The organism is Actinocorallia populi, assembly GCF_002995495.1.
GTDB classification, from domain to species: domain Bacteria; phylum Actinomycetota; class Actinomycetes; order Streptosporangiales; family Streptosporangiaceae; genus Actinocorallia; species Actinocorallia populi.
Genome location: NZ_PVZV01000004.1, coordinates 720,197 through 740,690, shown reverse-complemented (window position 1 = coordinate 740,690; position 20,494 = coordinate 720,197). Strand labels below are relative to the sequence as shown.

Annotated in this window: 15 protein-coding genes; 1 reads left to right on the top strand and 14 read right to left on the bottom strand. The window is 71.9% G+C overall.

Annotation, left to right across the window (positions count from 1 at the left end):
• Positions 1 to 42: 42 nt before the first annotated feature.
• Positions 43 to 1,077 (top strand): M48 family metallopeptidase, encoded by a 1,035-nt coding sequence (locus C2865_RS20125; RefSeq protein ID WP_106400001.1) that lies wholly within the window; start codon positions 43 to 45, stop codon positions 1,075 to 1,077.
• On the opposite strand, the gene C2865_RS20120 is transcribed toward C2865_RS20125, so the two are convergent.
• The 14 genes from C2865_RS20120 to C2865_RS20055 all read right to left on the bottom strand — a co-directional run bounded on the left by C2865_RS20120 (position 1,074) and on the right by C2865_RS20055 (position 20,238).
• On the bottom strand, positions 1,074 to 2,810 hold the full coding sequence (locus C2865_RS20120) for a TIGR03767 family metallophosphoesterase (RefSeq protein WP_232835711.1): 1,737 nt from the start codon (positions 2,808 to 2,810) through the stop codon (positions 1,074 to 1,076). The two genes, C2865_RS20125 and C2865_RS20120, sit on opposite strands and share 4 nt — an antisense overlap.
• Before the next feature lie 55 nt (positions 2,811 to 2,865).
• Positions 2,866 to 4,131, bottom strand: a complete 1,266-nt coding sequence (locus tag C2865_RS20115) for a glutamate-5-semialdehyde dehydrogenase (RefSeq protein ID WP_106400000.1) — start codon at positions 4,129 to 4,131, stop codon at positions 2,866 to 2,868.
• 110 nt (positions 4,132 to 4,241) lie between these two features.
• Entirely contained in the window at positions 4,242 to 5,369 is a 1,128-nt protein-coding gene (gene proB / locus C2865_RS20110) for a glutamate 5-kinase (RefSeq protein ID WP_106399999.1), read from the bottom strand.
• Between the two features lie 20 nt (positions 5,370 to 5,389).
• Positions 5,390 to 6,775, bottom strand: coding sequence for a GTPase ObgE (gene obgE / locus C2865_RS20105; RefSeq protein WP_106399998.1), 1,386 nt, complete (start codon positions 6,773 to 6,775; stop codon positions 5,390 to 5,392).
• Between the two features lie 139 nt (positions 6,776 to 6,914).
• Positions 6,915 to 7,172, bottom strand: coding sequence for a 50S ribosomal protein L27 (gene rpmA, locus C2865_RS20100; RefSeq protein ID WP_106399997.1), 258 nt, complete (start codon positions 7,170 to 7,172; stop codon positions 6,915 to 6,917).
• A gap of 20 nt (positions 7,173 to 7,192) precedes the next feature.
• Entirely contained in the window at positions 7,193 to 7,504 is a 312-nt protein-coding gene (rplU, locus tag C2865_RS20095; RefSeq protein WP_106399996.1) for a 50S ribosomal protein L21, read from the bottom strand.
• 288 nt (positions 7,505 to 7,792) lie between these two features.
• Positions 7,793 to 11,353 carry a ribonuclease E/G gene (locus C2865_RS20090; protein WP_157963823.1) on the bottom strand — a complete coding sequence of 1,187 codons (3,561 nt, stop codon included), beginning with the start codon at positions 11,351 to 11,353 and terminating at the stop codon, positions 7,793 to 7,795.
• Between the two features lie 210 nt (positions 11,354 to 11,563).
• Positions 11,564 to 12,328 (bottom strand): TIGR03936 family radical SAM-associated protein, encoded by a 765-nt coding sequence (locus C2865_RS20085; protein ID WP_106399995.1) that lies wholly within the window; start codon positions 12,326 to 12,328, stop codon positions 11,564 to 11,566.
• 171 nt (positions 12,329 to 12,499) lie between these two features.
• Positions 12,500 to 14,431, bottom strand: coding sequence for a TIGR03960 family B12-binding radical SAM protein (locus C2865_RS20080; RefSeq protein ID WP_106399994.1), 1,932 nt, complete (start codon positions 14,429 to 14,431; stop codon positions 12,500 to 12,502).
• Between the two features lie 84 nt (positions 14,432 to 14,515).
• Positions 14,516 to 15,673, bottom strand: coding sequence for a rod shape-determining protein RodA (gene rodA, locus C2865_RS20075; RefSeq protein ID WP_106399993.1), 1,158 nt, complete (start codon positions 15,671 to 15,673; stop codon positions 14,516 to 14,518).
• The gene (mrdA, locus tag C2865_RS20070; protein ID WP_106399992.1) at positions 15,670 to 17,718 is read right to left on the bottom strand and encodes a penicillin-binding protein 2; all 2,049 of its coding nucleotides are present in this window, start codon (positions 17,716 to 17,718) and stop codon (positions 15,670 to 15,672) included. Before mrdA ends, rodA begins: the two co-directional genes overlap by 4 nt.
• Complete coding sequence (gene mreD, locus C2865_RS20065; protein ID WP_106399991.1) at positions 17,715 to 18,296, bottom strand: rod shape-determining protein MreD; 582 nt, start codon at positions 18,294 to 18,296, stop codon at positions 17,715 to 17,717. Before mreD ends, mrdA begins: the two co-directional genes overlap by 4 nt.
• 2 nt (positions 18,297 to 18,298) lie before the next feature.
• Positions 18,299 to 19,198: a rod shape-determining protein MreC gene (gene mreC, locus C2865_RS20060; protein ID WP_106399990.1), complete on the bottom strand. Its 900-nt coding sequence runs from the start codon at positions 19,196 to 19,198 to the stop codon at positions 18,299 to 18,301.
• On the bottom strand, positions 19,198 to 20,238 hold the full coding sequence (locus C2865_RS20055; protein ID WP_106399989.1) for a rod shape-determining protein: 1,041 nt from the start codon (positions 20,236 to 20,238) through the stop codon (positions 19,198 to 19,200). Before C2865_RS20055 ends, mreC begins: the two co-directional genes overlap by 1 nt.
• Positions 20,239 to 20,494 lie beyond the last annotated feature (256 nt).

Below are 20,494 nucleotides of genomic sequence, written 5' to 3'. Positions count from 1 at the left end.
TTTTTCGGGAACCTGGCCAGGGGTCCTGGTCGTCGGATTAGCATGCCCGATATGCCGAACTCCCCCGATCGTGCTCGCGTCCGCTTTCCCGGGATCTCCTCCCGGGCCTACGAACACCCGCTCGACCGCTCCGCGCTCATCGCGCTGCGCTCCCTCTCCGGTTTCGACGTGGTGCTGCGCAAGCTCTCCGGGCTCATCAGCGAGCGCTCCATCAGGTTGATGTACCTCGGCGGCACCGTCCGCGTCAGCGACGGCCAGTTCCGCAACATCAACGACATGGTGCGGGACGCCTGCTACATCCTGGACCTCCCGAAGGTCCCCGAGCTGTACGTCGTGCAGAACCCGCAGCCGAACGCGATGGCCATCGGCACCGACAACCCGTTCATCGTCCTGAACACCGGGCTCATCGACCTGCTGGACGACGAGGAGCTGCGGTACGTCATCGCGCACGAGGTCGGGCACGTGCTGTCCGGGCACGCCGTCTACCGGCAGATGGCGCTCATCCTCACCGGGCTCGGCTCCCGGCTGGCGTGGCTACCGCTGGGCAACGTCGCGATCGCCGCGATCCTCATCGGGCTGCAGGAGTGGCAGCGCAAGGCCGAACTGTCGGCCGACCGCGCGGGCCTGCTGGCGAGCCAGGACATCGACGCCGTCAAGCGCGCCCTGATGAAGATCGCCGGCGGTTCGCGGCTGCACGAGATGTCAACCGAGGCGTTCCTGGCGCAGGCCCGCGAGTACGAGGAGACCGGTGACCTGCGCGACGGGGTCCTGAAGTTCCTCAACCTCATGCGCCAGAGCCACCCGTTCGCCGTCATCCGGTTCGCCGAGATCCACAAGTGGCACCTCTCCGGCGAGTACCAGGCCATCCTCGACGGCCGCTACCCGCGCCGCGAGGACGACTCCAGCGCCTCCTTCACCGAGGAGGTCAAGAACACCGCCCGCACCTACAAGGAGTCGTGGGAGCAGACCAGCGACCCGTTCGTCGGCAAGGTGCGCGACGTCGCGGGCGGCGCCGCCGACCTGGCGGGCGCGGTCTTCGACCGCCTGGGCCGCCGCGGCGGCACCTCCCCGAACTAGAACGGAGCCGGGAGGAGCAGCTCCACGTTGCGGTCTTCGGGTCTGCCGGAGCCGTCGAGGTGGGGCTGCCAGTCGTTGGCGGACAGTTCGCGGGAGAGGGACGCCAGGCGGTCGGGGTCGTCGAGGCGGCCGCCGTGGGAGGCGGGGGCCGCCGAGTCGAGGACGGTGGCGAAGACCGACAGGGTGCCGTCGCGGTTGTCGGCGACCTCCAGAATGCGGCTCTGCTGCGGCCAGTCGATGTGCGCGGCGGTGCTGACCTCCCAGAAGCCGCCCTTGGGGCCGCTCTTGCGGCGGTGCGGGATGACCTCGTTGACGTGGGTGTGGCCGTTGACCCACAGGACGACGTTGGGGAAGCGCAGGAGGAGTTCCTCGATCTCCCCTCCCAGGACGCGGCCGCCGCCGAGGCCGTTGGTGAGGGTCTCGATGGTGTGGTGGCTGAACAGGATGAACAGCCTGTCGGCCGTCTTCCTGCGGACGGTTTCACCATCCGCACCGAGGTAGCTGCTGGAGCCCTGGACGAGTTCGCGTTCCAGCCAGGCGAACTGGGCGCGGTCGATGGAGCCTTCGGAGTACCCGGCGGAGTTGCAGGTGTCCAGGACGAGACCGCGCACCACTCCCCTGTCGAACGCGTAGTAGGCGGTGCCGTCCTTCAGGTTCGCGGCGGTGTAGCCGTGGTGCGTGCCGTGTTCGCGGATGACCTCGGCGCGGGAGAGCAGCCGCCTCCCGGCGTCGGGGGTGACCTTGCGGAAGACCTGCGACCGGCTCTCGGTCAGCCGCTTGATGGCGGCGTCGTCGCCCTTGCGCAGGATGTCCGCGACCTCGCGCCGCTCGGCGTCGCTCACCGGAGCGGTGATCTTCACGTTGCCGACGGCCAGCGCCTGGAAGACCGGCAGCAGCGGCAGGTTGCCCTGCACGAGCGCCTCGTGGTTGCCGTAGACGGCCAGCCACGGCGTCTTGAGGCCGGTCGCGGTGAACGGGGCGTGCGCCGACTCCAGCAGGCCGGGAACGGTGGGGAAGCCGTACTTGCCCTTCGGCAGGTCGTCGTCGCCGTTCGGGTGCCAGTAGCGGGGGTCCCCCCAGGCCATGACGCCCTCGTAGCGGCCGAGGTCTCCGGAGTCCGGGCGCACGCGCTTGCCGTCCAGCACGTCGATGACCCAGCGGACCTCGTTGTACTGGGCGTTGTCGGCTGCGTCGCCGGTGTTGATGGTGAACGCCGGGGGCGCGCCCAGGACGGGACCGCGCTCGATGCGGTTGACCGCGCGGACCATCGACTCGGCGACCTGCGTGGTGAGCAGTTCCTGCGGCCGGTAGCCGCCGGTGACGGGGAAGGACTTCAGGAGGCCGCCGGGATCGCTCAGCCGGTCGACGTACTCCACACGGGCCGGCGACTGCGCGTCGATGACGTGCACGTCGGTGAGGTGCACGAACGACAGCAGCTCGCGCCGTTTCGAGACGCGTCCGGCGGACGCGGCACCGCCCAGGTCGTCGCGCACGATGTGGGGTTCGCCGGGACCGGCGACCACCTTGCGGTAGCCGCCTCTGCCCGGCTTGCCGAGCTTGAGGGTGCGGACGAGCGTGGTGCCCTCGACGGTGCCGCGCAGCGCGGGCGCGGCGGCGGACCGGCCGGGGAAGGCGGCCAGGCCCGAGGTGAGCGCGCCGAACGCAACGCCCTTGAGCAGATTGCGGCGGGGAAGCGCACGGGGGGTGGCCTCAGAAGGCGTGTCGCGGGTCACAACAGCTTATGAGACCACAGCCCCGTCTGTGACATCAATAACCGGGATGTCACACTCAAACGCCGCGCAGGTGACCCTCGCCGGTGAAGACGTACTTGGTGGAGGTCAGCTCGGGCAGGCCCATCGGTCCGCGCGCGTGCAGCTTCTGGGTGGAGATGCCGATCTCGGCGCCGAACCCGAACTCCCCGCCGTCGGTGAACCGGGTGGAGGCGTTGACCGCGACGGCCGCGGAGTCCACCAGCGCGACGAACCGCTTGGCGGCCTGCTGGGACCGGGTGACGATCGCCTCGGTGTGGCCGGAGCTGTAGGCGCGGATGTGCCTGACCGCGTCGTCGAGCGAGTCGACGACGGCCGCGGCGATGTCGAGCGACAGGTACTCGACGCGGTAGTCCTCCTCCGTCGCCGCCACGACGTCGGCGCTGTAGGCGCGCATGCGCTCGTCGCCGTGCACCGTGACGCCCTTGTCCTTGAGCGCCGCCAGGGCGCGCGGCACGAACACGTCCGCGATGTCCTTGTGCACCAGGAACGTCTCGGCGGCGTTGCAGACCGACGGCCGCTGCGTCTTGGCGTTGACGAGGATGTCCAGCGCCATCTCGACGTCGGCGTCGCCGTCCACGTAGACCGTGCAGTTGCCGACGCCCGTCTCGATGACGGGGACCGTCGACTCCTCGACCACGGAGTTGATGAGCGAGGTGCCTCCGCGCGGGATGAGCACGTCCACCAGGCCGCGGGCCCGCATGAGGTGCTTGACCGACTCGCGGTCGCGGCCCGGGACGAGCTGGATCGCGTCCGCCGGCACGCCCGTGCCCTCCAGCGCGTCGCGCATGACGTTCACCAGCGCGACGTTGGAGTCGTAGGCCGAGGAGGAACCGCGCAGCAGGACGGCGTTGCCGCTCTTGAGCGTCAGCGCGGCGGCGTCCACGGTCACGTTCGGGCGGCCCTCGTAGATGATGCCGACCACGCCCAGCGGCACCCGCAGCTGACGCAGCTCCAGGCCGTTGGGCAGGGTGTAGCCGCGCACGACCTCACCGACCGGGTCGGGCAGGCCCGCCACCTCGCGGACGGCGTCGGCGATCTGCGCGACCCGCTCGGCCGACAGCGCCAGCCTGTCCAGCATGTAGGCGGGCGTGCCGGACTCCTTCGCGCGCTCCAGGTCGACGGCGTTGGCCTTCAGGATCTCCGCCGAGCGGGCGGTGAGCGCGTCCGCGACGGCGTGCAGCGCGGCGTCCTTGACGCCGCGCGGCAGCGGAGCGAGGTCAGCCGCCGCGGCCCGCCCGCGGGCCGCCACCTCCAGAACCTGCTCGCGCGTACCCTCGCTCATCCCTGCTCCCATTCCCGGCTCCGCGGAACCGCTCCTCGTCCGGCCTGCCCGGCCGGACCCCTATTCTGGCCGCGGACGCCGCCGTCCGCGAAGTGTTTACGCCCGGCCGCTCAGCGCGGCGGGTCGAGCACCACCAGGTCGTCCCGGTGGATGATCTCGCGTTCGTACTCCGGTCCCAGCTCGCGGGCGAGCCAGCGGGTGGACCTGCCCATGAGGTCGGGGATCTCGGAGGCGTCGTAGTGCACCAGGCCGCGGGCGACCGTCCGCCCGTCGGGGCCGCACAGGTCGACCGGGTCGCCGGCGGCGAAGTCGCCGCGCACCCCCGTCACGCCCGCCGGCAGCAGCGACTTGCGCCGCTGGACGACCGCGTGGACGGCGCCCTCGTCCAGGATCAGCTTGCCCTGCCCGGTGGTGGCGTGCGCCAGCCACAGGCGGCGGGTCGAGGGGCGCTGCCCGTTGGGGTGGAAGTAGGTGCCCACCGCACCGCCCGCCAGAGCCTGGGCGGCGGCCGAGGCGACGGTCAGCACGGTGTGCACGCCCGCGCCCGTGGCGATCCTGGCGGCCTCGACCTTGGTGACCATGCCGCCGGTGCCGACCTTGCTGCCGGCCGAACCCGTCCGGACGCCCGCCAGGTCGGCCTCCGAGCGCACGTCGGAGATCTTCCGGGACTCCGGCAGGCTCGGGTCGCCGGTGTACAGGGCGTCGACGTCCGACAGCAGCACCAGCGCGTCGGCCCGCACCAGATGGGCGACCAGCGCGGCGAGCCGGTCGTTGTCGCCGAAGCGGATCTCGTCGGTGGCCACCGTGTCGTTCTCGTTGACGATCGGCACCATGCCCAGCCGCAGCAGCGCCAGCAGGGTGCGCTGGGCGTTGTTGTGGTGGGCGCGGCGGATCATGTCGTCGGCCGTCAGCAGCACCTGGCCCACGCCCAGCCCGTAGCGCTGGAACGAGGACGTGTAGCGCGCCATCAGCAGCCCCTGCCCGACGCTCGCGGCGGCCTGCTGGGTCGCCAGGTCCTTCGGGCGCCGGGTCAGCCCCAGCGGGCCGAGCCCGGCGGCGATGGCGCCGGACGAGACGAAGACGAGCTCGCTCCCGGCCTTGCGCCGCTCGGCGAGCACGTCCACCAGGGCGTCGATGCGGTCGCCGTCGATGGTGCCCTGCGGGGTGGTCAGCGACGACGACCCCGCCTTGACCACGATCCGCCGGGCGTCGGCCAGCGCCGGCCTGAGGGTGTGCATGCTGCTCCTGAGGGGAGGGACTACCAGTCCGCGAGTCGTTGGTCGGTGCCGCGCGGGCCCATGTGGACCTCGCCGGAGGAGGCGATGTCGGGGTGCCAGTCGAAGACGACCGAGTCGTCCCGGTTGCCGATCATGACGGTGGCGCCGTCCTGGGCGCCCGCCTTGCGCAGCGCCTCCTCGATGCCGAGCCGGTTGAGCCGGTCGGCGAGGTAGCCCACGGCCTCCTCGTTCTGGAAGTCGGTCTGGCGCACCCAGCGGACCGGCTTGGTGCCGGTGACGAGGTACTGGTTCTCGCCGACCTCCAGGACCTCGAACTCCGGACCCGCGACCGGGGCCGGGCGCAGCACCAGCCGAGTCGGCTCCTGCGGGGGCAGGGCGGCGCGGTGCGCGGCGACCATCTCGGCCATCGCGAACGACAGCTCCTTCAGCCCCATGTGGGCGGCGGCCGAGACCTCGAAGACCCGCAGGCCGCGCGCCTCGAACTCCGGGCGCACCAGCTCGGCCAGGTCCTTGCCGTCGGGCACGTCGACCTTGTTGAGGACGATCACGCGGGGCCTGTCGCGCAGCGGCACCACGCCCTCGCCGGCGAACAGCTCGTCGTAGGCGGCCAGCTCCCGCTCGATGATCTCGTAGTCGGTGACCGGGTCGCGGCCCGGCTCCATGGTGGCGCAGTCCAGCACGTGCGCCAGCGTCGAGGAGCGCTCGATGTGCCGCAGGAACTCCAGGCCCAGGCCCTTGCCCTGGCTGGCGCCCTCGATCAGGCCCGGCACGTCGGCGACGGTGAAGACGGTGTCCCCCGCGCTGACCACGCCCAGGTTGGGGATCAGCGTGGTGAACGGGTAGTCGGCGATCTTGGGCTTGGCGGCGGAGAGCGCCGCGATCAGCGAGGACTTGCCGGCGCTCGGGAAGCCGACCAGTGCGACGTCCGCGACGGTCTTGAGCTCCAGCACCACGTCGAGCTCGTCGCCGGGCTCGCCCAGCAGCGCGAAGCCGGGCGCCTTGCGCTTGGCCGAGGCCAGCGCGGCGTTGCCGAGGCCGCCGCTGCCGCCCTTGGCCGCGATGTAGCGGGTGCCCTCGCCGACCAGGTCGGCCAGGAGCTCGCCCTTCTTGGTCTTGACGACCGTGCCGTTGGGGACCGTGAGGACGACGTCCTCGCCGTTGGCGCCGTTGCGCAGCGAACCCGAGCCTGGCTTGCCGTTGGCGGCCTTGCGGTGCGGCCGGCGGTGGTAGGCCAGCAGGCTGGAGGTGCCCGAGTCGACCTCCAGGATCACGTCGCCGCCCTTGCCGCCGTTGGCCCCGTCGGGACCGCCGAGCGGCTTGAACTTCTCGCGGTGCACGGAGGCACAGCCATGCCCGCCGTTGCCCGCCGCGATGTGCAGGACGACCCGGTCCACGAAGTCAGCCACTGTGCGCTCCTGTGTCAGCCGGGGGCTTCCCGGACTTCCCGTCCTCGGGGCGGTGCCGCCCTGAGACGATCTTGCCGGACAAAGAACGAGGGCGGACCGGTGCAGGTCCGCCCTCGGTACAACCAGTATCCCGCGCGGATTACTCCGCGACCGGGACGATGCTCACGGCACGGCGGCCGCGGTAGCGGCCGAACTCGACGGTGCCGGCGACCAGCGCGAACAGCGTGTCGTCGCGGCCGATGCCGACGTTCAGACCCGGGTGGTGGTGGGTACCGCGCTGGCGGATGATGATCTCGCCGGCCTGCACGGCCTGGCCGCCGTAACGCTTGACGCCGAGGCGCTTGGCGTTGGAGTCGCGACCGTTGCGGCTGGACGATGCGCCCTTCTTGTGTGCCATTTCAGGGCCTCCTTACCTGGCTACTTAGCGGAGATACCGGTGATCTTGACCTGGGTGTACGGCTGGCGGTGACCCTGACGCCGCTTGTACCCGGTCTTGTTCCGGTAGTGCATGATGTGGATCTTGGGGCCCTTGATCGCGCCGAGCACCTCGGCGCTGATCGTGAACTTGGCCAGCTCGTCGGCGGCGGAGACGACCTTCTCGCCGTCCACGACCAGCACGGCCGGGAACGTGACGGTGGCGCCGACCTCGGCGCCCAGCTTGTCGACGTTCAGGACGTCGCCCTCGGCGACCTTCTCCTGGCGCCCACCCGCACGGACAATCGCGTACACAGCGGTACCTTTCGCTTGTTTCTTCCAGAGCCCCTGCGTGAGGGCCTATCCCGGCCGAAGGCCCGGACGGCACACCGCGGAGAACGGCTGAAGCCTGCTCACCCGGTGCTCTCTGCCCGCCTCGAACGAGGCGTACCGCCCTGAAAGGCGGCCCGTGGGCGTACTGGAACACGCCCGTCGTTCAGGGTACCGGAGCCCCCCGGCCCAAGGCGAATCGGAAGGCGAACGGCCGGGGGAACGGTGTTCCCCCGGCCGTGGCGTCCGGGGCCGCGGCGGCCCCGGAGGCGGTCACTCGGTGGCGTCGGCCTTGGCGGCCTCGATCTTCTCGGCGCGGGTGAGGCGGCGGCCGCGGCGGCGCTTGGGAGCCGCGTCGTCCTCCGGCTCGTCGGCCTCGACCGTCGGCTGCTCGGCCGGACCCGGCTCCTCGGCGGCCTCGCCGTTGCCGACGACGGCCTCGACGCGGACGGTCTCCCCGTCCTCGAGGGTGAGGGCGATGGTGCCCACGTCCTCGAACTCCTCGGGCGGCGGACCGGCCGGACGGGTGCGCCGGGCACGGCGCGGCTTGGCCGGCTGGGGCTCGACGGCGGGCAGGTCGGCGACGGAGACGACGACCGCCGGCTCCTTCTCCTCAGGCTCCCCGGCTGCGGCCTCCCGGCGGGTGAGCTTGGCCTCCACGACCCGCTCGATCTCGCCCTTGCGCTTGCGCTTGCGGCCGTTCTGCACGGCGCCTTCGGCCGGCTTGCCCTCCTCCACCGGGGTGAGCTGGACGTGGATGCCGCGCCCGTTGCAGCACTCGCAGACTTCGGAGAAGACCTCCAGCAGGCCGCTGCCGACCCGCTTGCGGGTCATCTGCACCAGGCCGAGGCTGGTGACCTCGGCGACCTGGTGCTTGGTGCGGTCCCGGGCCAGGCACTCCAGCAGGCGGCGCAGCACCAGGTCGCGGTTGGACTCCAGCACCATGTCGATGAAGTCGATCACGATGATGCCGCCCAGGTCGCGCAGCCGCAGCTGGCGCACGATCTCCTCGGCCGCCTCCAGGTTGTTGCGGGTGACGGTCTCCTCGAGGTTGCCGCCCTGCCCGGTGAACTTCCCGGTGTTGACGTCGACGACGGTCATCGCCTCGGTGCGGTCGATGACCAGCGAGCCGCCCGAGGGCAGCCAGACCTTGCGCTCCAGCGCCTTGGCCAGCTGCTCGTCGATCCGGTGGTGGGTGAAGACGTCGCCGTCGCCGTCCCACAGCTCGGTCCGGTCGGCCAGGTGCGGGGCGACCCCGTCCACGTACTCCTGGACCTGCTCCCAGATCCCGTTCCCGGACACGACCAGCTTGACGAAGTCCTCGTTGAAGATGTCGCGGATGACGCGGATGGTCATGTCCGGCTCGCCGTGCAGCAGCGAGGGGGCCGTGGCCGTCTTCATCTTCTTCTGGATCTGCTCCCACTGGGCCGCCAGGCGGGAGACGTCGCCGGCCAGCTCCTCCTCCGAGGCGCCCTCGGCGGCGGTGCGGACGATGACCCCGGCGTTCTCCGGCATGATCCGGCGCAGGATCGCCTTGAGCCGGGAGCGCTCGGCGTCGGGGAGCTTGCGGCTGATCCCGGTCATCGAGCCGTCCGGCACGTACACCAGGTAGCGGCCCGGCAGCGAGATCTGGCTGGTCAGCCGGGCGCCCTTGTGGCCCAGCGGGTCCTTGGTGACCTGCACCAGCACCGACTGGCCCGACTTGAGCGCCGACTCGATCCGGCGCGGCTGGCCCACCAGGCCCGCCACGTCCCAGTTGACCTCGCCGGCGTACAGCACGGCGTTGCGGCCCTTGCCGATGTCGACGAACGCCGCCTCCATCGAGGGCAGCACGTTCTGGACCTTGCCCAGGTAGACGTTGCCGACGTACGACTGGTGGCTGGCGCGGTCCACGTAGTGCTCGACGAGGACGCCGTCCTCCAGCACGCCGATCTGGGTGCGCTCGCCCTGCTGGCGCACCACCATGACCCGCTCGACCGACTCGCGCCGGGCCAGGAACTCGGCCTCGGTGATGATCGGCGGGCGGCGGCGGCCGTGCTCGCGGCCCTCCCTGCGGCGCTGCTTCTTGGCCTCCAGCCGGGTGGAGCCGCGCACCGCCTGGACCTCGTCCTCCAGCCGGGTGACCCGGGGCTGGCGCACCCGCACCACGGTGTTGGGCGGGTCGTCGGGCTGCGGCTCGTCGTCCCCGCCCGAACGGCGGCGGCGACGGCGGCGCCGGCGGCTGCCGGAGGCCTCCGCCTCCTCGGCCTCGCCGGTCTCCTCGTCCTCCTCGGACTCGTCCTCCCCGGCGGGCTCCTCCCGGGACGCCCCGGCCGGCTCGGCGGCCTCGTCGCCCTTCTCGGACTCGGCGGCCTCGCCCTCCTCGGCCCCCTCGTCCTCGGCCGACTCGTCACGGCCGCGGCCCCTGCCCCGGCCGCCCCTGCGGCGCCGGCGGCGGCTCGGGCGCTCGCCCTCCTCGCCTTCCTCTTCCTCCCGGCCCTCGGCCTCTTCGGGCTCCTCGGCCAGCTCTTCGACCGGTTCGGCGGCGGGCGGCTGGGGAGCGGGCGGGACGGGCGGCTTGGGCTCGACCACCGTGGGCGGCTGGAAGACCACCATCGGCGGCTGGAAGACCACGTCCACCGGCCCGGCGGGCTCGGCCTCGGCGGCGGGTGCGGACTCGACCGGCGCGGCGAAGGGGGTGGCGAACGGCTGCCCGTAGGCGGCGAACGGGTCCGCCACCAGCGGGGTGGGCTGCTCGGCGGCCGGCGCCTCCTCGGCGGCCGGCTCGGCGGGCTCGATCTCGGTCTTGCGGACGGCGCGCTTGCGCGTCCGGGGGCGCTTGGGCTCCTCGGCCTCCAGGCCCTTGTCGGCCTCGGCGGGCTCCTCCCGGCTCTCGGGCGCCTGCGCCGTCGTGGCCTCCGCGCCCGCGGCAGCCGTCTCCGCGGCCACCGGCTCGGCGACCGGGGGCTCGGTGTCCGCGGGCTCGGCGGCACGCCGCCTGCGGGTCCTGGTGCGCTTCACCGGCTCCAGCGCGGCGGCTGCCTCCAGCACCGCCTCGGCCTCACCGGTCACCTCGGCCAGGTCCTCGACCGGCTCGGCGAGTTCGGTGTCGGGGCCGAGCTCGGCGGCCTCCTCTGCGTCGACGTCCTCCGCCTCGGGCGGCGGCCCGACGGGACGCGCGGCACGCCGCTCGCTCCGTACCGCCGCCACGGCCGGGGCCGCAGGCTCGGCCGCCGCGTCGGGGACCGCCTGCTGCGCGGCGACGGCCTCGGCGGGCGCGGCCTCCGCCGCGCTCACCGTGATCACCGCCGGCACGTCCTCCGCCTCCGGCGGGGGGCCCGCCGGACGCGCGGCACGCCGCTCGGCCCGCACCGGGACCGGCGCGGGCTCCTCGGACGCCTGAGCGGGCTGCGGGGTCTCTTCTCCGTCGGCGCCCACCGGACCACCGGCCACGGCCGGGACGGCCTCCTCGGCCTCCTGGGCGGGCTGCGGCTCGGGCTCCTCGGACGCGGGGACCGGGGCGGCCGAGGCGGGGACCGTGACCACGGCGGGCAGGTCCTCCGCCTCCGGCGGGGGGCCCGCCGGACGCGCGGCACGCCGCTCGGCCCGCACCGGGACCGGCGCGGGCTCCTCCTGCGTCTCGTCCGTCTCCTCCGGCTGCTCCGTCTCGGCGGCGGGTTCCGGGGGAACCGGGACCGCCGAGGCGGGGACCGTGACCACGGCGGGCAGGTCCTCCTCGGGCTCGGGAGGCGGACCCGCGGGCCGCGCCGCCCTGCGGCGTCCGGCGGCCCTGGTCTCGGTGCCGGAAGTCTCCTCCGTCACATCTGCGATCGGTTCGTTCTCGTTGTCAAGCATTCGGGCAGTCTCCCGTCAGGCTCCCGGGCAGCACCGAGGCCGCCCGCGGCCCTGCCGCGGGCGGAGCTCAGGGTGCGCCGCACAGGAGCTCTCCGTTCTCTCGGCGTCGCGGCGTGGCCGCGACGAAGTCTTCAGAGCCGTTGCGGCTCACAGGACGTGCCCGACCGTCCCTGTGGAGCCGCCGCCCGTGCGCGGGCGGCGGTCTCCTGGTCAGGCACCAACGGCGTCCGGCTCCGCTCCGGCCGCGACCGGGTCGCGGTCGGGGTCCAGCGGGTCCGTGATCCGCCCGGGCCCGTCCAGCGGCCCCTGCGCCAGCCGCGTCACCAGCGGTGGTGACGGGGGCGCGAGGTCGGCCACCTGACGGAGCCCGGTCAGGACGTCGTCCGGTCGCACGGCGGGTGTGGCGTGCCGTACGACCATACGCAAAATCGCACCGGGATCGGCGTTCGAGGATTCGACAGTCAGCGCGATCACCGCGCTCCTCGTGTCGAACCTGCGCCGTCCCTTCTTGGTGAGGCGTTCCACCTCGATCACTTCGGAACCGAGGAAGGCGGCCACGGCCGAAGCGGCGGTGTCCGAGGGGACACCGTCCAGCCGCAGGAGCCACTCGGACGCCTCGAGGCGGTCGGCCAGAGCCGTGCCCGCCCGGGCCGGCACGACGTCGATGACGTCGATGCCGTCGGGGAGCGCCGCGTCGAGGTCGGCTCGCACCCGCTCAGGGTCGCGGGTCTCGGTGAGCCCGATCTCGAGGTATTCCGCCTCGCTGGCCGTCCCGGTGGCCGCCGCGCCCGCGTAAGAGATCTTCGGGTGCGGGGTGAATCCGGCACTGAACGCGACAGGGATCCCGGCGCGCCTCACTGCGCGTTCCACGGCCCGGGAGATGTCACGGTGGCTGGTGAACCTGAGGCGGCCGCGCTTGGCATAGCGGACCCGCAGCTTCTGGGTCACCGGGGCCGGTGCTGGACCGTCCGGCATGGGGGCCAGTGGTCTGTCCTTCCTACTCAAGGTCTCTCTCGGTGGCCGGAGACCACCGTCCGAGCAAGTATCTGCCCCTAGGGTACGGTGCGCGCGGGGCAACCGGAGCCAGCGCGGCGCTCCCCCCGGCCCGCAGCCCTTGTCAGACAGTGTTCACACGACTGCACGGACTCAACCGTTGACCACCGTCAGGGGAAGAAGTTTCTTGCCCGTGGGGCCGATCTGGATCTCCGTCCCCATGGCCGGGCAGACGCCGCAGTCGTAGCACGGGGTCCAGCGGCAGTCCTCGACCTCGGCGCCGTCCTCGACGGCGTCGCGCCAGTCCTGCCACAGCCACTCGCGGTCCAGGCCGGCGTCGAGGTGGTCCCAGGGCAGCACCTCGACCTCCTCGCGCTCGCGGACGGTGTACCAGTCCAGGTCCACCGGCTGGCCGGCGAAGGCCTCCTCGGCCTTGGCCGTCCAGCGCTCGTAGGAGAAGTGCTCCGACCAGCCGTCGAAGCGGCCGCCGTCCTCCCACACCTTGCGGATCACCGCGCCGACGCGCCGGTCGCCGCGCGAGAGCAGGCCCTCGATGATCGAGGGCTTGCCGTCGTGGTAGCGCAGGCCGATGGCCCGCCCGTACTGCTTGTCCTGGCGCAGTTCGTCGCGCAGGGCGCGCAGGCGCCGGTCGACGGTCTCGTGGTCGGCCTGGGCCGCCCACTGGAACGGGGTGTGCGGCTTGGGCACGAACCCGCCGATGGAGACGGTGCAGCGGATGTCGCGGCTGCCGGTGGCGTCGCGGCCCGCCTGGATGACCCGCCGGGCCATGCCGGCGATCTCCATGACGTCCTCGTCCTCCTCGGTGGGCAGCCCGCACATGAAGTAGAGCTTGACCTGGCGCCAGCCGTTCTCGTAGGCGGTGGTGACGGTGCGGATGAGGTCCTCCTCCGACACCATCTTGTTGATCACCTTGCGCATGCGCTCGGAACCGCCCTCGGGGGCGAACGTCAGCCCGGAGCGGCGCCCGTTGCGCGAGAACTCGTTGGCCAGGGTGATGTTGAAGGCGTCCACGCGGGTGGACGGCAGCGACAACGACGTCTGGGTGCCCTCGTACTGGTCGGCCAGGCCCTTGGCGATGTCGCCGATCTCGCTGTGGTCGGCCGACGAGAGCGACAGCAGGCCGACCTCGTTGAAGCCGGACGCCTTGAGGCCCTGCTGCACCATGTCGCCGACGGTGGTGATCGACCGCTCCCGCACCGGGCGGGTGATCATGCCCGCCTGGCAGAACCGGCAGCCCCGGGTGCAGCCGCGGAAGATCTCCACCGAGAAGCGCTCGTGCACCGTCTCGGCCAGCGGCACCAGCGGCTGCTTGGGGTAGGGCCAGGCGTCGAGGTCCATCACGGTGTGCTTGACGATCTGCCACGGCACGCCCGGACGGTTGGGCGCGACCCGCTGGATGCGCCCGTCGGGCAGGTAGGAGACGTCGTAGAACTTGGGCACGTAGACCCCGCCGGACACCGCCAGGCGGTGCAGCAGGCCGTCGCGGCCCTCGGGGCGCCCCTCGCGCTTCCACTCCCGGATCACCTCGGTGATCTTCAGGACGATCTCCTCGCCGTCGCCCAGCACCGCGGCGTCGATGAAGTCGGCGATCGGCTCGGGGTTGAAGGCGGCGTGGCCGCCCGCCAGCACGACCGGGTCCTCCTCGCGCCGGTCGGCGGCGTGCAGCGGCATGCCCGCCAGGTCCAGCGCGGTGAGGAGGTTGGTGTAGCCGAGCTCGGTGGAGAACGAGACGCCCAGGATGTCGAACGCGCGGACGGGCCGGTGCCCGTCCACGGTGAACTGCGGGATCCCGTGCTCCCGCATGATCGCCTCGAGGTCGGGCCAGACCGAGTAAGTGCGCTCGGCCAGCACGCCCTCGCGCTCGTTGAGCACCTCGTACAGGATCTGCACGCCCTGGTTGGGCAGGCCCACCTCGTAGGCGTCGGGATACATCAGCGCCCAGCGCACCTCGGCGGAGTCCCAGTCCTTGACCTGGGAGTTGAGTTCTCCGCCGACGTACTGGATCGGCTTCTGCACCGACGGCAGCAGCGGCTCCAGCCGGGGGAACACCGACTCAACAGGCATGTCGTACCTTCCAGAAGACTTACGGGGTTCCCGGGGGCAGTGGCGGGATCGCGCTCCCGGATCAAACCCCCAGCGTACCGCCGCTCACAGGCTCCTGCCCCGGGCGTGCACTCCCTGCAGCAGCCCGAAGGCGATCATCGTGGCGAACGTGGCGGAGCCGCCGTAGGAGACCAGGGGCAGCGGGAGTCCGGTGATGGGCATGATCCCGATGCACATGCCGATGTTCTCGAAGGTCTGGAATCCCAGCCAGCAGACCACTCCGGCCGCCACCAGGGTACCGAACTGGTCGCCGGCGTGGACCGCGATCCGCAGGCCGCGGTAGAGGATCACGCCGATCAGCAGGATGATCATCAGCGACCCGAGGAAGCCGAGCTCCTCCCCCGCCACGGTGAAGATGAAGTCGGTCTGCTGCTCGGGCACGAACTGGCCGGTGGTCTGCTCGCCGTGGAACAGCCCCTTGCCCAGCAGGCCCCCGGAGCCGACCGCGATCTTCGCCTGGTTGGCGTTGTAACCGGCCCCCCTGGGGTCGGCGGTCGGGTCGACGAAGGCGGTGAACCGGGCGATCTGGTAGTCCTCCAGCAGCCCCAGCGCCACCGCCGCGACGGCGGTGCCCACCCCGGCCAGCACCAGGCCGATCGTCCAGCGCTTGGCCACCCCGGAGATCACCAGCATGCCCATCAGGATGGCGCCCAGCACCATCGTGGTGCCCAGGTCGGGCTGGAGCATGATCAGCGCCGCCGGCACCCCGGCCAGCACCAGCGCGGTCAGGATGTCCTTGCGGCCCGGACCGACCTCGCCGTCCCTGGGCTCGCCCAGGATCATCGCCAGCAGCACGACCAGACCGACCTTGGCGAACTCCGAGGGCTGCACCTGGAAGCCGCCGCCGATCACGATCCACGAGTGGGAGCCGTTGATCGTCTCGCCCAGCGGGGTGAGGACCGCGATGAGGCCGACGAGCGAGAGTCCGTAGAGGATCGGCGCGTAGGCGCGCAGCAGCCGGTAGTCGAAGGAGGACACCACCGCGTAGAGGACCGCCCCGATGCCCAGGTTGAGCAGGTGCTTCTTGAGGAAGGCCTCCGGGTCGGCGCGGTGCCCGGCCCGGGTGGCCGAGTAGACCAGCAGCGCGCTGATCACGCCGAGCACGATGACGGGCAGCACCAGCCCCCAGTCCAGCCGGCGCAGCACCGAGTCGCGGCGCACCATCCGGCTCGGCCAGGACCGCCGCTCCTGCAGCGTCGTCATTGGCTCACCTTCGGCAGTCCGGCGGGGATCTCCCCGTTCTCCAGCGCGGCGGGCGTGTCACCGAGCCCGTAGATCGCCTCGTAGATCTTGCGGACGGCCGGGGCCGCGTAGGTGCCGCCCGTGCCGGCGTCGGTGATCATGACGACCACCGCGTACTTGGAGTTCTTGGCCGGGGCGAAGGAGGCGAACCACGCGGTGTCCTTGTAGCCGTACGCCTCGGCCGTACCCGTCTTGCCCGCCACGTGCACCTTGTCCAGCGGGAAGTCGCCGAAGACGCCCGCCGCGGTGCCCTCGGTCGTGACGGCCGCCAGCGCCTTGCGCATGTACTCGATGACCTTCTTGTCGACCTGCAGCTTCATGCCGCGCTCCGGCTTGATCTCGCGCACCACGGTGCCGTCCGGGCGGACGACCGCCTTGGCCACCTGCGGGACCACCAGGGTGCCCCCGTTGGCGATCGCGGCGTACGCGCGGGCGAGCTGCAGCGGGGTGACCAGCACGTTGCCCTGGCCGACGGAGAAGTTCGCCGCGTCGCCCGCGCGCCACATGTGGCCCTCCAGGCAGTTCTCCTTGGCGATCGCCGTCAGGTAGGACGCGTGCGTGGCGTTCTTGACCTCGGGGTAGCCGGTCTTGGCGCGCTTGCAGTCGACCTCCTTGGTGCTCTCCCAGTAGCTCTTCTTCCAGGCCCGGTCGGGGATGCGGCCGGGCACCTCGCCGGGCAGGTCGACCCCGGTCCTGGCACCGAACCCGAACACCCGGGCCATCTTGATCATCGGGTCCTTGGGGTCGGGCACCGGCTTGGTCGACCCGTCGCGGATCCACTGCTCGTAGGCGAACTTGTAGAAGATCGTGTCGCAGGAGACGACGATCGCCCGGTGCAGGTCCATCGGGGGGTAGGGCGTGCTCCGGAAGTTGGTGAACGCCCGGCTGCCGACGTTGTAGGAGCCGGGGCACGGGTAGATCCCGTTCAGCTTGTAGCCGTCGGCCACCGCCGCGGCCAGCGAGGAGACCTTGAAGGTCGAGCCGGGCGGGAACTGGCCGGCGATGGCCCGGGAGATCAGCGGCTCGCCCCGTTTGGGGCCCAGCAGCGCGTCGTACTCCTCCTGGGAGATGCCGCCGGTCCACACCGCGGGGTCGTAGGTGGGGTAGCTGGCCAGCGCGACGACCTTGCCGGTGTCGACCTCCAGCACCACCCCCGCCGCCGCCGGGTCCCCGCCGATCTTCTTGACCGCCGCGATCTGCTCGGCGAGCGCGTCCTCGACCGCGGCCTGCACCTTGGCGTCCAGGTTGGTCACCAGGTGCGAGCCGGGCACCGCCTCGGTCTCGGAGGCGGTGCCGGTGACCCGGCCGCGGGCGTCGACGTTCACCCGCCGGACGCCCGGCTCGCCGCGCAGGTCGACGTCGTAGGAGGCCTCCAGGCCGTCCCTGCCGATGAGGTCGACGCCGCTGTAGCCGGTGACCTTCAGGCCCTCGCGCTTGTCGAGCTCCTCCTGGGTGACCGGCTGGAGGTAGCCGAGCGTCTGCGCGGCGCTGGCGCCCTCGGGCTCGGGGTACTCCCGGACGGCCTGGACCTGGGCGATGACGCCGTCGAAGTCCTCGGGCCGCTCCAGGATCTGCAGGCCCTCCTTGGCGCTCACCCGGTCGTCCACCGGGATCGGCTGGTAGGGCGAGCCGGGCCAGCAGGGCCGCGGCACCGTCGGCGAGCACAGCCGGGTCTTCAGCTCCAGCTGCTCGCGGGTGGTGCCCAGCACCTCGGCCAGCCGGGCGAGCACCGCCCTGCCCTGGTCCTCCTGCCTGCCCAGCGCGGTCTTGTCGACCGACACGACCAGCGCGGTGCGGTTGCGCACCAGCGGCCGGCCCATGTCGTCGAGGATCGAGCCGCGGACGGCGGGGACGACGATGTCGCGGGTGCGGTTGTTGGCGGCTATCGCCTGGTACTCCTCGCCCTGGGCCACCTGGAGCACCCACATGCGGCCGACCAGCACCAGCAGCAGCGTCCCCACCATGACGTGGAGCACCAGGAGCCGGGAGTACGTACGGGAGTTCACCGCTGCTGCCTGCCCAACCGAGCCGAGAAACCGGGGACGCTGAGCCCGCCGCGCGGTTCCAGCCTTTCGTTGCGCTGCGAGAGGCGCAGCACCGCCCAGACCACGAACGGGCTGGCCAGCACGTTGTACAGGACGGCGAGCGGCACCGTGCGCGAGACGATGGACCAGTCGGCGCGCGGGTCGCCGAGCATCACCCCCACCAGCGCGTAGGCGAGGTTGCCCACCAGCGCGCCGATCGCCACCGCCACGAACGGCAGGGACTGCGACCGGTCCATCTCGGGGCTGACCAGCCCCGAGAGGTAGCCGACGACGCAGTAGACCAGCGCGTACATGCCGATGGTGTGGTCGGCGGGCGGCACCAGGTCGGTGGCCAGCCCGGCGAAGAAGCCGGCGACCATGCCGACCGTCTCGCCCTTGAACAGCGCCAGCGCCACCACGGTGAGCATGACGAGGTCGGGCGTCACCGAACCCGGCAGCGGCAGCCTGTTGGCCACCGCGACCTGGAGCAGGATCGCCACGACGATGATGAGGACGGAGCGGAACGGTCCGCTCCTGACCTCCTCGACCGAGTTCAGCACGGCTAGCTCCCCGACGGGCTCGCGGCAGGCTGGGGCGGCAGGACGGCGTCGTGCGGGTCGCGCTGCGGCGGGGCGACCACCACGCCGACGACGTCCAGCCTGGTGAACATGACGTAGGGACGGATCAGCGCGGTGCGGGTGAGGGACCCGGGGGTCTTCTCGATCCTGTCCACCGTGCCGATCGGCACGCCCGGCACGTACGGGCGGTCGCCCTTGGAGCCGAGCGTCACCACCCGCTGGCCGACGGCCAGCGGCGCGTCCGCGGAGAAGAGCTGCAGCCGCAGCGGGGTGGCGCCGACGCCCAGGCCGCGCCTGCCCTCGCCCTTGATGACGCCGATCTCCTTGGAGTCCTCCAGGCGCGCGCCCACGGTGGAGGAGGCGTCGGTGGCCAGCAGGACCGTCGCGGTGGCGGGCCCGGCCCTGGTGATCCGGCCGACCAGCCCTTCGCCGGTCATCACGGTCATCTCGGGCTTGACCCCGCTGAGGGTCCCGGCGTCGATGGTGACGGTGTCCTCGTAGCCCTGTCCGGCCGAGATGACGTTCGCCGCCACGATCTTGTAGCCGCCCAGCCCGGCGCTGCCCAGCAGCCGCTCCAGCTGGGCGGCGCGGTCCTTGTCGATGGTGTTGGAGCGCAGCTGCTCGCGCAGGCGCTGGTTCTCCCGCTGCAGGTCCTCGGCGCGCCGGCGCTGGCCGGGCGCGTCGCGCAGCGCGTCGAAGGTGTTGCCGACGGGACGCACGACACCGGAGGCGACCCGCTCCAGCGGCCCGAACACCGTCGCGCCCAGCCCCCGCAGCCCGCGCAGCGGGGAGTTCTCCCCGCCCTGGTGGTCCACGGTGATCAGGAGCAGCGAGGTGACGAGCAGGACGCCCAGCACCAGCCGGGTTCGTCGGGTGTCTCGCATCAGTGACGCGGCTCGGGCACCAGGACCTGGCGCAGCGACTCGAAGTCCTCGACGCACTTGCCGGTGCCGAGGACGACCGAGTCGAGCGGGTTGTCGACGAGGTGGATGGGCATGCCCGTCTCCTCGCGCACCCGCTCGTCGAGCCCCTTGAGCAGGGCGCCGCCGCCGGTGAGCGCGATGCCGCGGTCCATGATGTCGCCGGACAGCTCCGGCGGGCACTTGTCCAGGGTGGTCTTCACCGCGTCGACGACGGTGCTGACCGGCTCCTCGATGGCGCGGCGCACCTCCTCGGCGGAGATCACGACGGTCTTGGGCAGGCCGGAGACCAGGTCGCGGCCGCGGATCTCGGCGTTGGGCTCCTCCTCGCCGTCGCGGGCGGGGTAGGCGCTGCCGATGGCGATCTTGATCTCCTCGGCGGTGCGCTCGCCCAGCATGAGCGAGTACTCCTTCTTGGCGAAGGTGATGATCGCCTGGTCGAGCTCGTCGCCGCCGACGCGCACCGACTGGCTGGTGACGATGCCGCCCAGGGAGATGATGGCCACCTCGGTGGTGCCGCCGCCGATGTCGACGACCATGTTGCCGGTCGGCTCGTGCACCGGCAGGCCCGAGCCGATCGCGGCGGCCATCGGTTCCTCGATGATGAAGACCCGGCGGGCGCCCGCCTGGTAGCCGGCCTCCTTCACCGCGCGCTGCTCGACGCCGGTGATGCCCGAGGGCACCGCGACGACGATGCGCGGCTTGGCGAAGTGGCGGCGCTTGTGCACCTTCTGGATGAAGTACCGCAACATCCGTTCGGTGACCTCGAAGTCGGCGATCACGCCGTCCTTGAGCGGGCGGACCGCGACGATGTTGCCGGGCGTGCGGCCGATCATGCGCTTGGCGTCGATGCCCACCGCCACGATTTTGTTCGTGTGGGTGTTGATGGCCACCACCGAGGGCTCGTTCAGCACGATCCCTCTTCCCCTGACATAGACGAGGGTATTGGCGGTGCCCAGATCAACCGCCATGTCACGGCCGAGGAACGACAACTTGTTACCCATGGAGAAAAGGGGGCCCTTCCTGCTGGCGGTGTCACCAGAGATGACGATCGAAGCGGCGTGATTCATCGTAACGCGATATCCACTCCGGGGGCATCCGCCAACGGGGTGCGCTTACGCGAAAAAACGTCCGGCCAACGTTCAGTTTCCAGCAAAACGACTGCCGGTCTCTGAAAGACAGCCGCACCGCGCGCCGATCATACGGCGCGCGGTGCGGCTGTGATACCCGTACGGCCCGATCTCATGCGACCGGGCGCGG

What these genes read in the sequence shown, in the direction of transcription:
- C2865_RS20055 (WP_106399989.1), bottom strand. Translation starts at nt 20,238, where the DNA reads ATGGGTAACAAGTTGTCGTTCCTCGGCCGTGACATGGCGGTTGATCTG.
- rodA (WP_106399993.1), bottom strand. Translation starts at nt 15,673, where the DNA reads ATGACGACGCTGCAGGAGCGGCGGTCCTGGCCGAGCCGGATGGTGCGC.
- rpmA (WP_106399997.1), bottom strand. Translation starts at nt 7,172, where the DNA reads ATGGCACACAAGAAGGGCGCATCGTCCAGCCGCAACGGTCGCGACTCC.
- C2865_RS20090 (WP_157963823.1), bottom strand. Translation starts at nt 11,353, where the DNA reads ATGCTTGACAACGAGAACGAACCGATCGCAGATGTGACGGAGGAGACT.
- C2865_RS20080 (WP_106399994.1), bottom strand. Translation starts at nt 14,431, where the DNA reads ATGCCTGTTGAGTCGGTGTTCCCCCGGCTGGAGCCGCTGCTGCCGTCG.
- C2865_RS20085 (WP_106399995.1), bottom strand. Translation starts at nt 12,328, where the DNA reads ATGCCGGACGGTCCAGCACCGGCCCCGGTGACCCAGAAGCTGCGGGTC.
- C2865_RS20115 (WP_106400000.1), bottom strand. Translation starts at nt 4,131, where the DNA reads ATGAGCGAGGGTACGCGCGAGCAGGTTCTGGAGGTGGCGGCCCGCGGG.
- C2865_RS20125 (WP_106400001.1), top strand. Translation starts at nt 43, where the DNA reads ATGCCCGATATGCCGAACTCCCCCGATCGTGCTCGCGTCCGCTTTCCC.
- proB (WP_106399999.1), bottom strand. Translation starts at nt 5,369, where the DNA reads ATGCACACCCTCAGGCCGGCGCTGGCCGACGCCCGGCGGATCGTGGTC.
- mreC (WP_106399990.1), bottom strand. Translation starts at nt 19,198, where the DNA reads ATGCGAGACACCCGACGAACCCGGCTGGTGCTGGGCGTCCTGCTCGTC.